The sequence below is a fragment of the Streptomyces sp. AC627_RSS907 genome, from assembly GCF_019049165.1.
This window is the reverse complement of sequence record NZ_JAGMUE010000030.1, coordinates 138,510-150,577: the sequence shown is the minus strand read 5'-3', so window position 1 is coordinate 150,577 and position 12,068 is coordinate 138,510. Positions and strand designations below refer to the sequence as shown.

Here is a 12,068-nt window from a genome sequence, read left to right as displayed (position 1 = left end):
CCGCTTCGGGTATGCCGGAACTATGCGTGCAAAGAACGAGGAGCGGCAAGCCGACGTGGTTCGCCTTCGACCACCGTCGGACAGGAGGGAGCCCACCGGGGGAGTCCGTCCGACGGGGCCTGAGAGCATGGGGTTCGGCACGGTGCGCGCGCTCCAGCGAAGTGTCGGCAACGCAGCCGTGTCCCAGGTGGTCGGGCGGCCGCGAAACGTCGTTCAACGGGCCCTCATCGAGCCGACGGGCAATGTCAAGTACCCGACGGTGAAACTGGACGAAGCGGACAAGAAGAAGTCCCGGGAAGCGATCCTGTACATCAAAGGCTCGGATGTGTACAAAATGTACACAAAAGAAGCCACGGCGAACGCGGTCCTCTCGGAGATGGCGAAGGCGGCTGGGCACGGCGTCCCCGTGCCCCCGTGGAAGTCGTACAAAGCCAACTACACCGACGACAACAATGGGTCCAAGCAGGTGACCGTCATCCACTCGCGGCGGGTCGAAGGCACGTTCTTCCAGCTCAGCAAGCACGGTGGTGCGAAGACCTTCATCAACGCCGTCAACGGGATGTCCGACGTGACCCGGATGCGGCGGATCAGGCACCAGCTTGCGGCGGCCAAGGATGCGGGCATCTCCGACCCCCAGGGCATGATCTCCAACGATCCCCAGGAGGGCGTGATGTTCTTTCTGGACATCCACACGGGCGGTACCGCCAGCGGGATCGACGATCTGATCAGGGCGGTGGACGAGAGGATCAAGGCCTTCACTCCTTGAGTCGGTCTACCGCAGCGTGTCCCACTGTCCGCTGAGCGCGATCTCACGCAACTGCTCCATCTCACAGCGGGAGCGTCGCGGGTGGCGTCCTTGTTCTGGTCGCCGGTGTTGAAGGCGCTGATCACCACACGGAAGCCGGCGGGGCCGGGGCGCAGCGTGTTCCACGGTTCACATCACCACGTCGGGACCGGCCTTCTCGCCGGGCTCCTGCCGGGTGACGAGACGCGTGCCGTCGGGCAGGATCTCCCCGCCGGCGTACAACTGCCCGGCGCCGTCGGCCATGCCGTACTGGACGTTGATCTGGACGAGGTTGCGGGCCCGCCCGTCGTCCACGACGACGTACGCGTACTCCGACTCCTGCCCGCCGTGCGCGACGACGTCCAGCTTCTCGGGGAGCAGCGCGGCGAGCGTGTCGCCGCCCGACTTCCCGGAGACCTCGGGCCGCTCGGTGCGGGGCGCGGCCGACCGCGACGGCTTCGGGCTGTTGGGCGTGGTCGCTGGTGTGCAGTAGCCCTGGAACGTGCGCGATGTGAATGGTGCGCATGCGCGTCGCCTGCCGCCTACGACAGCCACCCTCGCCACACCAGCCCCCGCCTGGCCACCGCCTGCGACGCCCGCCGCCGCGCTGCCCTCCGCGTCCCGGCCTGCGTCTGCCGCGCCTGCGACGGGAGCTGGGGCTTCGGCGAGGCGCGGGAGCCGGGTGGCGGCACACGCATGTGGGCGACCCTGCCGAGGGTGAGTGCGGCGGCGTACGGGGCGCCTTGACGGCGTGGGTCACGGCGGCGCGTCATCCGGTGATCTCTCGTCGTACGCGGTACGGGTGAACGGGCCCACTGATCGGTTCGGGGCGGGCGGCGGGTCTTCTACGTTCTGTGAGTGGACCCCAGGGCCGGAACGAGGGCCCTGTGGACGGGACCGGCGAAAGGCTCACCTGATGTCGGGGTTGGGGAGCGCGGTGGCGCGGATGGTGTCCTTCGGGCCGTCCGTCGGTTGCTGCGCGCTGGCGGTCTCGCTGGCGCTGCGCGCGCGGTGCACGAGCGGACGGGTGCGGACGCGTCTGCTGTTGTTGGGAGGTTCGGCGGTGGCCGGCGGCGTCTACCGGGTGGTGGCGGACGTGCTCTACGTAAACCCACCGGAGGCGGGGCGGGGCGGGCGATCGCTGCTGGAGTCGGTGGTGGCGGTCGGAGCGACGCTGGCGGTCGGCCTGGGGGCGGCCGGTCTGGTGGTCGCGGCCGATGCCGGTACCGGCCGGCCCGTGCTGCTGCGGCGAGTGCTCGACGGGTTCGTCGCGGCGGGGGCCCTGTTCATGGCGGGATGGGTCCTGCTGAGCGGGACCGGTGGCGGCTGGCGGCTGGGGGAGGGGATGGTGGGAGTCCTGTGGGCCGCCGAGCTGGTGTTCCTCAGCTTTCTGCTGGCCCTGTGCCGTCTCGTGCGCAGCGACCGGAGAGCCACCTTGTGGGCGGGGATCGTCGGACTGTCCCTCATGCTGGTCGGCGACACCCTGCGGCTGTGGACGGTCGGTCCGCACGTCCCAGGAGTGATGGCTGGACAGATGGCCGACGTCTACAGGGCCGCGGGCCTCGTGGTGCTGGCCACCGGCCCGTGGCTGCCCGGCGGGGCGAGCGTCCTCGGCATGGCGAGGCCGACGTTGCGATGGGGGATGGAGGGGGCGGCGGCGTTCGTTCCCCTGACGGTCTGCACGGTCACGGCGCTGGGACACGTGCTGGCTCCCGCTGCCCGTGATCCGGTCCCGCTGCTGGTCGGTGGGACGGTGCTGCTGAGTCTCTGGGTACGCCAGAAGTTCCTGCCGAGCGGGAACATCGGACGGGGCGACTGAGCCGTGTGCGGCTGTGCTCCCTGCCGCCGCCGCAGCAGGGAGCACAGCCGCACAGCCGCACGACCGGTGACCGGCCGAAGCTACGGCAGCGCGTCCACGTGCGGTCCCACCGCGTTCGACCACGCGTTGCCCGCCGTCGCGTCCCAGTTCGTGGACCACGTCATGGCGCCCCGCAGGGACGGGTACGTCCTCGACGGCTTGAAGGAGCCGCAGTTCGTGCCCTTGGTCAGGCAGTCCAGGGCGGCGTTGACCACCGACGGGGAGACGTAGCCGCCGCCGGCCGCGCGGGTGGAGGCCGGGAGGCCGAGGCCGACCTGGGACGGGTCGAGGCCGTTCTCCAGCTGGATGCAGGCCAGGGCGGTGAGGAAGTCGACCGTGCCCTGGGAGTACACCTTGCCGTCGCAGCCCAGCATCGAACCGCTGTTGTAGTACTGCATGTTGACGACCGTGAGGATGTCCTTCACGTTCAGCGCGGTCCGGAAGTACGAACCGGACGTCGACTGCATGTCGATGGTCTGCGGCGCCATCGTGAGGATCAGGTCCGGGCCCGCCTTCGCCGACAGGGCGCGCAGGGCCTGCGTCATGTAGGTCGCGTTGAGACCGTTCTCCAGGTCGATGTCGACGCCGTCGAAGCCGTACTCCTGCATGACGGAGTACACCGAGTTCGCGAAGTTGGTGGCGGAGGCCGAGTCGTTCACCGAGACGGTGCCCTTCTCGCCGCCCACCGAGATGATGACCTTCTTCCCCGCGGCCTGCTTGGCCCGCACGTCCGCCTTGAACTGGTCGACCGTGTAGCCGCCCAGCCCGGCCGAGTCGAGGTGGAAGGCCACCGCGCCCGGCGTCGTGGTCGCGTCGGCGAAGGCCACCGCGATGATGTCGTAGGCGGACGGCACGTCGGAGATCCTCTGGACCGTCGCCCCGTTGTTGAAGTTCTGCCAGTACCCGGTCACCGCGTGCTCGGGTAGGTCGCCGCCGTCGCCCCGCTCCGTCGTCCGGGCCGTCACCGCCGCCGACTTCACCGACTCGCCGGCCGCGTTCGTCGCCGTGACCTGGAAGGAGTACGACGTCGAGGCCGCGAGGCCGGTCACCGTGGCCGACGTGCCGGTCACCGCGGTCACCTTCGTGCCGTCGCGGTAGACGTGGTAGCCGGTGGCGCCCGACACCGCGTTCCAGGCGAGCGACGCCGAGGAGGACGTCGTACCGGACACCTTCAGGCCGGCCGGGGCGGCCGGGATCGTGGGCTCCGGTTCGCCGTCGCCGCCGCCCCCGTCGGGGCCGAACACGGACAGGTCGTCGACGTAGTAGGCCGACTGCCCGTACCAGCCGTGCGTGTACACCGTCACCGAGGACGTCGAGGAGCCGGTGGTGAAACTCGTCGACAGCTGCTTCCAGGAGGCCGAGTCCGGGGTCCAGGCCGACACGTCCGTCGTGCCCGTGCCCGTCACGCCCAGGTAGGAGTAGCCGCCCTGGACCCACGCGCTCAGCGTGTAGGTCGAGTTGGGCTTCACCTTGACCGTCTGGGAGCACCGGGCGTTGTCCTGCCCGTTCGGCGTCGCCTTGAGCGCGGCGGAGCCGCCGTGCACCGGGGAGGAGACAGTCGTGCCGCTGCTCGCGGAGCAGGTCCAGTTGCTCAGGCCGGACTCGAAGCCGGCGTTCTTCGCGTTGTTGACGTCCGCGGCGGACGCCTGGCCGACGGCCGTGACGGTGAGGGCCAGGGCGGCGGTGACGGCACCCGACCAGGTGCCGAGCCGGCGCCTGCGCCGTCTGCGTACGGGGTCCACTGGGGCCTCCGGTGGGGAGTGGGGAGGGATGGGGACGGTGGCCACCGCTGAGATACAAGGTGGTCCAGACCAATTGAGGGTGTCAAGAGGAAGGTTCGGACCAAGTTCCCCGCCCGGCCGTGGAATTGGTGCGGGCCGGAGGCGGCCCCGCGGGGCGCGGGGGCGGCCCGGTGTGGCGCGGGGGTGGCCCTGCGGGGCGCGGGGGCGGCCCGGTGTGGCGCGGGGGCGGCCCCGCGGGGCGCGGGGGCGGCCGGGAAATGCTCGGCCTGCCCCGTTTTGGCGCACTTGTGCCCCACGAGTTGTCCCAGAGCTACAGAAACGCTGTTCTCCGGCCACAGACGCGTGGATACAGTGCTCAGGTAGTCACGCAGTGAAGTCATCCGGGTGGGCCGGAGTAACGCCGGCAGACCGACGGGCATGGGGAGACGGGGAGCCGCGCGTGCCAACTGCCATTGCCGTGACCAGTGCCGACCTGGCACTGCCGCCACAGGACGAACGGACGCTGCCCGCTGTCGTGCTCCAGGACGTCGACGGGCGCCCCCTGGAGCGGGTGCTGGCCGAGCTGCAGTCGCTGGTCGACCAGCACGGGCACGTCATCGTGGTGTGCTCACAGGCCGCCTCCCCGGCAGTGGAACGCCGGCTGCGCACCGTCCGTTCCCTCCTGGAGACCGACCGGATCGCGCTGTTCCGGCCGTCCCTGCCCCCGCTCGGCCTCGCCGTGCTCGCCCGCCAGTTACGGCAGCTGGCCTCCTGCGACCTCAGCCCCGGCGTCCTCGCCTCGGCGGGCCGGCTGCTCACCCACTACATCCACTCCGGAGCGCTGCTCGGTTCCGTCGCCCGGCTCGACCACGTTCCCGTGGGCCTGAAGTCGCACGCCAAGTCCTGGGTGCCGGGGAGCCAGTTCGGCGTCGTGGCCCACCCGGTGCCGCAGCTGGTGAGGATCGGGCCCGAAGCGGCCCTCGACGGCCCGGAGTTCGGCACCTGGCTGCTGGTCGCCAAGGGCCAGTTGCCGTCCGACTGGGTGACCGGCACCCTCGCCCCCTCCTGGCGCGTGCAGGGACTGCGCGAGACGCCGCTGCCCGCCGAGTCGGCGGGCTGGTGGGGGACCGGGAGACTGACCGAGTTCTGCGCCTACCTGCCCGACCTGTCGGTCCTCTACCAACTGGTCACGTCGGTGCGGCAGAGCAGATGCCACTGGTGCGGCATCGACGTCATCGGCGACCGCTGTGTGTTCTGCTCCGCGACGCCCCCGGTCGACGCCCGCCCCGACCCCGTCCCCGGCCACCGCCGGGACCCCGCTCCCAGCCACCGCCGCGACCCCGCACTCGGTCATCGCCGTGAGAGACGAGCCCTCCCAGGGTAGGTCCGTACCGCGCCGCCCGTATCGCACAGTCCGCCCGACTCCCGTCCCGGTCCGACCGATTCCCCAATGAGGTTGCACGGCACATGAACTCCCGTCAGCGCCGCGGCATCATCCTGCTGATCCTGTCGGTCCTGTGCGCCCTCGGCGCCTTCGCCGGCGTGCTGGCCGTCATCGACGACGTGCAGTCCAAGGTCGGCCCCGAGGTCACCGCGTACCGGCTCAGAACCGACGTGCAGCCCTACACGCCCCTCGGCGCCGGGCAGTTCGAGAAGGTCGAGATGCCCGAGCGCTGGCTGTCGAAGAACGCCGTCACCGACCTCGACGAGGTCCGCGGCAAGATCGCCGTGACGACGCTGAAGAAGGGCTCGTTGCTGCAGAGCGACATGGTCGTCGACCAGCCCGCCCTGCAGCCCGGGCAGCAGGAGGTCGCCATCATGATCGACGCGGCGACCGGTGTGGCCGGCAAGATCACGCCGGGTTCCACCGTCAACGTGTACGCCACCTTCGAGGGAGAGCGTGAGGGTGACCCCGCCCAGTCCAAGATCATCGTGTCCCACGCGAAAGTCATCGACGTCGGCGACCTCACCTCCCTGAAGCCCGACGAGAACAGCCGCGACCGGGAACCCACCGACGCCGTCCCCATCACCTTCGCACTGTCCACCATCGACGCCCAGCGCATCACCTACGCCGAGTCGTTCGCCCAGCGGGTCCGGCTCGCGCTGGTGGCGCCCGGCAGCGACACCACGGTCCCGGACAAGGACCGGACGTACGAACTCGCGAAGGACAAGTGAGAGCCCGTATGCCCACGAGGATCCTCCCGGCAGTCGGCGACGCGGACGCCGTACGGTCCATCACGACCCTGCTCAGCCAGCTCCCGGACGCCGAACCGGTGGCCCCGGTCGTCGACTCCACCCAGCTCGTCGACACCCTCGCCCGCCTCGCCGCCGAGTCGGTCGACGAACTGCCCGAGGTCGTCGTCGTCCACGAGCGCATCGGCCCCGTACCCGCCCTGGAGCTGATCCGCGAGGTCGCCCTCCGCTTCCCGGCCGTCGGCGTCATCCTCGTCACCTCCGACCCCGCCCCCGGCCTCTTCCAGGCCGCCATGGACTACGGCGCCCGCGGCCTGGTCGGCCTGCCGCTCGGCTACGAGGAACTGGCCAGCCGGGTCCAGGCGGTGGCCCAGTGGTCGGTGGGCGTACGCCGGCACCTCGGCAGCGCCGGCGACGTGTTCACCGGCGCCGGCGGCACCGTGGTGACGGTCAGCGGCGCGAAGGGCGGCGTGGGCACGACGCTGACCGCCATCCACCTGGCACTGGCGGCGCAGGCGTCGGGCCGCCCCACGGCACTGGTCGACATGGACCTCCAGGCCGGCGACGTGGCCTCCTTCCTGGACGTCCAGTTCCGCCGCTCCGTGGCCGACCTGGCCGCCATCACCGACATCTCCCCGCGCGTCCTCGCCGACGCCGTCTTCCGCCACGACAGCGGCCTCTCCCTGCTGCTCGCCCCCGGCGAGGGCGAACGCGGCGAGGAGGTCACCGACCGCGCCGCACGCCAGATCGTCAGCGCCCTGCGCTCCCGCTACGAGGTCGTCGTCATCGACTGCGGTGCCCAGCTCGGCGGGGCCGGCGCGGCGGCCGTGGAGATGGCCGACACGGCACTGCTGGTCACCACCCCCGACGTGGTCGCCGTACGGGGTGCCAAGCGGGCGGTGCGGATGTGGGACCGGCTGCAGATCCGCAAGGCGGAGGAGACGACGGTGGTGGTCAACCGGCACACCCGGGGCACGGAGATCCAGCCCCCGCTGATCCGGAAGATCACCGGCACGCTGCTCGCGGGCACGGCCGTCCCCGCCAACTTCAAGGAGCTCCAGGGGGCCGTGGACTCCGGCCGCCTCCACGAACTGGACGGCAGGAGCACGGTGAAACAGGCCCTGTGGGCCCTCGCCGGCGAACTGGGCCTGGCCAGGGCACCCGAGACCGACCGCAAGGGCGGCCGGCTCCGCGGCGACCGCGGGTCGGTGAGCTTCCGCCGCCGGAAGGACGGCGCGGGATGAGCGCCTTACGCGGCCGGGGACGGGGAAGGGGCCGACGGCCGGGTCGGCACCTGGGCCGGGGGTCCGGTCGGTGCCAGGGCCAGGGGCCCGGTCGGTGCCTGGGCCAGGGTTCCGGCCAGGCCCTCGGCCGCAGCCTCAGCCGCGCCCTGGGCCGGGACTCCAGCCGGGCCCCGGGCCGGGGCTCCAGCCGGGCCCTGGGCCGGGCGCCCGACCGGGATCGTGGTCAGGTCACCATCGAGTTCCTCGGCATGACCCCGACGATCATCGTCACGCTGGTGGTGCTGTGGCAACTGGTCCTCGTGGGATACACGTACACGCTCGCGGGTAATGCTGCCGACGAGGCGGTACGGGCGGCGACGGCGGCCTCCCCGGGCGCACGGCAGGGCGCCTGCCAGGACGCGGGCCGGGACAAGCTGCCGGACGCGTGGGAGGGGGGCGCCGGCGTGGACTGCGGCACCGCGGGCGGCTACGTCACCGCCGACGTGCGGATCGACGTACCCATCCTCTTCCCGGGCATGGTCAGCTTCCCGTTCACCGTGCACGGCCACGCGGGAGCCGTCGAGGAGGAGGACGACTGACATGCCGTACTCCGTGCGCGCCCGCGCGAGGGACCGGGGCCAGGTGGCCGTCGAGTACCTCGGGTTCCTGCCGGTCCTGGTCATCGTCGCCATGGCCGCCGTCCAGCTCGGCCTCATCGCGTACACCGCCCAGCAGGCCGGCACCGCCGCCCGCGCCGGTGCCCGCGGGGCCTCGCTCCAGCGGAGCGCGCAGGAGGCGTGCGTGACGGCGGTCAGCGACTGGCTGGCCGACGGGACCGCCTGCGGGGCCGCCGAAGGGGGCGACGAGGTCACCGTCACCGCCACCGTCGAGATCCCCTCCATCGTCCCCGGCTGGGAGTTCGACCCCGCCCGGAAGACCGCCACGATGCCCCTCGACCACCGGGCGGGGGAGTGACGTCGTGAACGAGGAGCAAGGAGCACCGGACGCATGAGCCTGCGCGCACGCATCCACACTCCCGAGGAGCACGGCAGCCGGGGCGAGGACGGACACCTCGTCGCCTCCTACCGGGCCAAGCTCCTGGAGGAGATCGACCTGGCGGAGATGAGCTCGCTGGCGACGGCCGAGCGCCGCGCCCGCCTGGAACGGGTCCTCGGGCACATCATCAGCCGTGAGGGCCCGGTCCTGTCGACGGTCGAGCGCTCCCAGCTGATCCGCCGGGTCGTGGACGAGGCCCTCGGCCTCGGCATCCTGGAACCTCTGCTGGAGGACGCCTCGATCACGGAGATCATGGTCAACGGCCCCGACGCCATCTTCGTCGAGCGCGGCGGCCGCGTGGAACAGCTCCCCCTCCGCTTCGCCTCCAACGACCAGCTGATGCAGACCATCGAGCGCATCGTCTCGACGGTCAACCGCCGCGTGGACGAGTCGAATCCGATGGTCGACGCCCGCCTGCCCTCCGGCGAGCGCGTCAACGTCATCATCCCGCCGCTGTCGCTGACCGGCGCCACGCTCACGATCCGACGCTTCCCGCGCTCCTTCACCCTCCAGGAGCTGATCGGCCTCGGCTCGCTCGACGAGCACATGCTGTACCTGCTGGCCGGACTGGTGCAGGCGCGCTTCAACATCATCGTCTCGGGCGCGACCGGCACCGGAAAGACCACCCTCCTCAACGCCCTCTCCGGCCTGATCCCCGAGACCGAGCGCATCATCACCATCGAGGACTCGGCGGAACTCCAGCTCCAGCAGGCGCACGTCATCCGCCTGGAGTCGCGCCCGCCGAACGTCGAGGGCCAGGGCAGGGTGACGATCCGCGACCTGGTCCGCAACTCGCTGCGCATGCGTCCCGACCGCATCGTCGTCGGTGAGGTCCGCGGCGGCGAGTCCCTGGACATGCTCCAGGCGATGTCGACCGGCCACGACGGCTCCCTGGCGACCGTGCACGCCAACAGCGCGGAGGACGCCCTGATGCGCCTCCAGACCCTTGCCTCCATGTCGGACGTGGAGATCCCCTTCGTCGCCCTGCACGACCAGATCAACAGCTCCGTCGACGTCATCGTCCAGCTCACCCGGTTCGCCGACGGCGCCCGGCGCATCACGGAGATCGCCCTGCTGGCCAGCCACGGCGGCGAGCCGTACCGCCTGGCCACGGTCGCCCGCTTCAACGCCCGGCCGATGTCCGCCGACGGCCGCGTCCACGGCGCCTTCGAGTACCACCCCCTCCCGCGCCGCGCCGCCGACCGCCTCTACATGGCGAGCCAGCCCATCCCGCAGGCCTTCGGTGTGGCCCACACCGCGGACCAGCTCGCCACCCGAGAAGCCAGGTAGGAACCGCCCGATGGAAGCCAGGTAGGAACCGCCCGATGGAACTGGAAACGCTCGTCACGCTCACCACCGGCATCACGCTGCTGACCTGCGCCCTGGCGGTCATGGGCCTGCACTCCTACGCCGCGGGCAAGGCCCAGCGCGAGGCCCTGGTCGACCGCCTGTCCGCCGCCGGTCGGCTCCCCCCCGCCGGCCGCAGGCGCCGCTTCCGCAACCTGGACCGCCGCCTGCGCCGCACCGCGTTCGGCAGGAAACTGGAACTGCGTCTGGCGGCTACGGGCCTGGACGTCACCCCCGGCGAGTTCTTCGCCTGCATGCTCGCCACGGTCGCGGGCCTGTGGCTGATCGGCCAGGCCGCCCTGGCCCCCTTCTTCGGCCCGCTCGCCGGCCTGCTGGGCATCGGCGTGGCGATCCAGTACCTCAACTGGCAACGCCAGAAACGCATCGAGAAGTTCATCAACCAGCTCCCCGAACTCGCCCGCATCCTCGCCAACGCCACTCAGGCCGGCCTCGCCCTGCGCACCGCGGTCGGCATGGCGGCGGAGGAGCTGGAGGCCCCGGCCGGCGAGGAACTCGGCAAGGTGGCCGACCAACTGGCGATCGGCGCCTCGATGGAGGACGCCCTCGGTGAGCTCGCCGACCGCCTCCCCTCCCGCGAACTGGTCGTCCTGGTCACCACCCTCGTCCTCTCCAACCGGGCGGGCGGCCAGGTGGTCAGCGCCCTGCGCAACCTCACGGAGACCCTGGAGGAACGCAAGGAGACCCGACGCGAGGTCCGCACCCAGCTCTCCCAGGTCAGCATGACGTCGTACGCCGTCCCCGTCCTGGGTGTCGGCTCGTTGTTCCTGATGAACGGGGTGAAGGACGGCGCCCTGGAACGCATGACGGGCTCCCCGGCCGGCCAGGCCGCGGTGATCATCGCCTTCGCGCTCTACGCCGTCGGTTTCGTCCTCATCCGCCGCCTGTCCCGCATCGACGTCTGAGAGGGGAGCCGACATGGGACTGGGACTGCTCCTCGCCCTGCTCATGGGCCTGAGCGTCTGGGGCGTCTTCGCCGGGATCCGCATGTACCGGGCCGACGCCAGACTCCCCGACGACCTCGCCCTCGCCCTGGAGGTCGGCTCCACCCGCACCGGGGCCGTCGACTCCCTCGTCGACCGCATGGGCATGCGGTACGCGCCCGCCGTACTCCGCCTGATGGGCCCGGCCCTGGTGGCCAGGTACCGCCGCCGGATCGACCTGGCCGGCAACCCCGGCGGCCTGACCATCGACCGCTACGCCGCCCGCCGCGCGGTCTACGGCTTCCTCGGCGTGCTCGGGTTCCTGGTCTTCCTGCTGCGCGGCCAGTTCCTGGTGTCCCTCCTCCTGCTGGCCTTCGGGGCGTTCTGGACGGAGGTCGGCATCTGGTCGGCGATCCGCATCCGCAAGGACGTCATCGAGCGCACGCTCCCCGACTTCCTCGACGTCCTGGCGGTCGTGGTCAGCGCCGGCCTCGGTTTCCGCCAGGCCCTGGACCGCGTCGCGACCCGCTACGAGGGCCCCTGGGCCGACGAACTGCGCATCACGCTCCGTCAGATGGACCTCGGCATGAGCCGCCGCGAGGCCTTCGCGGAGCTGCGCCGGCGCAACGACTCCGAACAGGTCGCGATGTTCGTGACGGCACTCCAGCAGGGCGAGGAACTGGGCGCCCCCATCGTCGACACCCTGGTCTCCCTGGCCAAGGACATGCGCCGCACGGACTCCCAGAACGCCCGCCGCAAGGCCGCGCGCGCGGTGCCCAAGGCCACGATGATGATCACGACCTTCATGGTCCCGGCCACGATGATCCTCCTCGGCGCCGGTCTGATCCTGGGCTCGGGGACCGACTTCGGCACGATCACGGGCGAGTAGGGGAGGAGAGCGACATGTCCGTCACACAGCCGGGGGAGGGCGGAGGAGTAAACGGT

Annotated in this window: 12 protein-coding genes and 1 pseudogene; 11 read left to right on the top strand and 2 right to left on the bottom strand. The window is 71.4% G+C overall.

Going from position 1 to position 12,068, the window contains the following annotated elements; translation table 11 throughout:
* The first annotated feature begins 127 nt into the window (after nucleotides 1–127).
* Nucleotides 128–766, top strand: a complete 639-nt coding sequence (locus KUM32_RS09085) for a hypothetical protein (protein WP_217141290.1) — start codon at nucleotides 128–130, stop codon at nucleotides 764–766.
* 168 nt (nucleotides 767–934) lie between these two features.
* Here the strand turns inward: KUM32_RS09085 and KUM32_RS09080 are convergent, their stop codons facing one another.
* A complete protein-coding gene (locus KUM32_RS09080) occupies nucleotides 935–1,339 on the bottom strand; it encodes a hypothetical protein (protein WP_254405274.1) in 405 nt (134 codons plus the stop codon).
* Here KUM32_RS09080 and KUM32_RS43335 point away from each other — a divergent pair.
* Both KUM32_RS43335 and KUM32_RS09075 read left to right on the top strand, forming a co-directional pair.
* Nucleotides 1,325–1,531, top strand: a pseudogene (locus tag KUM32_RS43335) (ATP-binding protein); the annotation flags it as partial. The gene KUM32_RS09080 and the pseudogene KUM32_RS43335 sit on opposite strands and share 15 nt — an antisense overlap.
* A 169-nt stretch (nucleotides 1,532–1,700) precedes the next feature.
* Nucleotides 1,701–2,603 (top strand): hypothetical protein, encoded by a 903-nt coding sequence (locus KUM32_RS09075; protein ID WP_254405273.1) that lies wholly within the window; start codon nucleotides 1,701–1,703, stop codon nucleotides 2,601–2,603.
* Nucleotides 2,604–2,683: 80 nt separating this feature from the next.
* Here KUM32_RS09075 and KUM32_RS09070 read toward each other — a convergent pair whose 3' ends face one another.
* The gene (locus KUM32_RS09070) at nucleotides 2,684–4,384 is read right to left on the bottom strand and encodes a chitinase (RefSeq protein ID WP_217141289.1); all 1,701 of its coding nucleotides are present in this window, start codon (nucleotides 4,382–4,384) and stop codon (nucleotides 2,684–2,686) included.
* 439 nt (nucleotides 4,385–4,823) lie between these two features.
* Here KUM32_RS09070 and KUM32_RS09065 point away from each other — a divergent pair, with 439 nt between their 5' ends.
* The 8 genes from KUM32_RS09065 (at nucleotide 4,824) to KUM32_RS09030 (ending at nucleotide 12,012) form a co-directional block, all read left to right on the top strand.
* Nucleotides 4,824–5,747, top strand: coding sequence for a hypothetical protein (locus tag KUM32_RS09065; protein WP_217141288.1), 924 nt, complete (start codon nucleotides 4,824–4,826; stop codon nucleotides 5,745–5,747).
* Between the two features lie 83 nt (nucleotides 5,748–5,830).
* Nucleotides 5,831–6,538, top strand: coding sequence for a Flp pilus assembly protein CpaB (gene cpaB, locus KUM32_RS09060; protein WP_217141287.1), 708 nt, complete (start codon nucleotides 5,831–5,833; stop codon nucleotides 6,536–6,538).
* A gap of 8 nt (nucleotides 6,539–6,546) precedes the next feature.
* Nucleotides 6,547–7,800 carry an AAA family ATPase gene (locus KUM32_RS09055; RefSeq protein WP_217141286.1) on the top strand — a complete coding sequence of 418 codons (1,254 nt, stop codon included), beginning with the start codon at nucleotides 6,547–6,549 and terminating at the stop codon, nucleotides 7,798–7,800.
* Nucleotides 7,801–8,048: 248 nt separating this feature from the next.
* The gene (locus tag KUM32_RS09050; RefSeq protein ID WP_254405231.1) at nucleotides 8,049–8,378 is read left to right on the top strand and encodes a pilus assembly protein; all 330 of its coding nucleotides are present in this window, start codon (nucleotides 8,049–8,051) and stop codon (nucleotides 8,376–8,378) included.
* Nucleotide 8,379: 1 nt separating this feature from the next.
* Nucleotides 8,380–8,754: a TadE/TadG family type IV pilus assembly protein gene (locus KUM32_RS09045; protein WP_217141285.1), complete on the top strand. Its 375-nt coding sequence runs from the start codon at nucleotides 8,380–8,382 to the stop codon at nucleotides 8,752–8,754.
* A 33-nt stretch (nucleotides 8,755–8,787) separates the two neighbouring features.
* Nucleotides 8,788–10,125, top strand: coding sequence for a CpaF family protein (locus tag KUM32_RS09040; RefSeq protein WP_217141284.1), 1,338 nt, complete (start codon nucleotides 8,788–8,790; stop codon nucleotides 10,123–10,125).
* A gap of 35 nt (nucleotides 10,126–10,160) precedes the next feature.
* Nucleotides 10,161–11,105 carry a type II secretion system F family protein gene (locus KUM32_RS09035; RefSeq protein ID WP_217141283.1) on the top strand — a complete coding sequence of 315 codons (945 nt, stop codon included), beginning with the start codon at nucleotides 10,161–10,163 and terminating at the stop codon, nucleotides 11,103–11,105.
* 13 nt (nucleotides 11,106–11,118) lie between these two features.
* On the top strand, nucleotides 11,119–12,012 hold the full coding sequence (locus tag KUM32_RS09030) for a DUF5936 domain-containing protein (protein ID WP_217141282.1): 894 nt from the start codon (nucleotides 11,119–11,121) through the stop codon (nucleotides 12,010–12,012).
* Nucleotides 12,013–12,068 lie beyond the last annotated feature (56 nt).

Bases quoted from the DNA above. Each gene is read 5' to 3' on its own strand.
- KUM32_RS09085 (WP_217141290.1), top strand. From the start codon at position 128: ATGGGGTTCGGCACGGTGCGCGCGCTCCAGCGAAGTGTCGGCAACGCA.
- KUM32_RS09075 (WP_254405273.1), top strand. From the start codon at position 1,701: ATGTCGGGGTTGGGGAGCGCGGTGGCGCGGATGGTGTCCTTCGGGCCG.
- cpaB (WP_217141287.1), top strand. From the start codon at position 5,831: ATGAACTCCCGTCAGCGCCGCGGCATCATCCTGCTGATCCTGTCGGTC.
- KUM32_RS09055 (WP_217141286.1), top strand. From the start codon at position 6,547: ATGCCCACGAGGATCCTCCCGGCAGTCGGCGACGCGGACGCCGTACGG.
- KUM32_RS09050 (WP_254405231.1), top strand. From the start codon at position 8,049: ATGACCCCGACGATCATCGTCACGCTGGTGGTGCTGTGGCAACTGGTC.
- KUM32_RS09045 (WP_217141285.1), top strand. From the start codon at position 8,380: ATGCCGTACTCCGTGCGCGCCCGCGCGAGGGACCGGGGCCAGGTGGCC.
- KUM32_RS09040 (WP_217141284.1), top strand. From the start codon at position 8,788: ATGAGCCTGCGCGCACGCATCCACACTCCCGAGGAGCACGGCAGCCGG.
- KUM32_RS09035 (WP_217141283.1), top strand. From the start codon at position 10,161: ATGGAACTGGAAACGCTCGTCACGCTCACCACCGGCATCACGCTGCTG.
- KUM32_RS09030 (WP_217141282.1), top strand. From the start codon at position 11,119: ATGGGACTGGGACTGCTCCTCGCCCTGCTCATGGGCCTGAGCGTCTGG.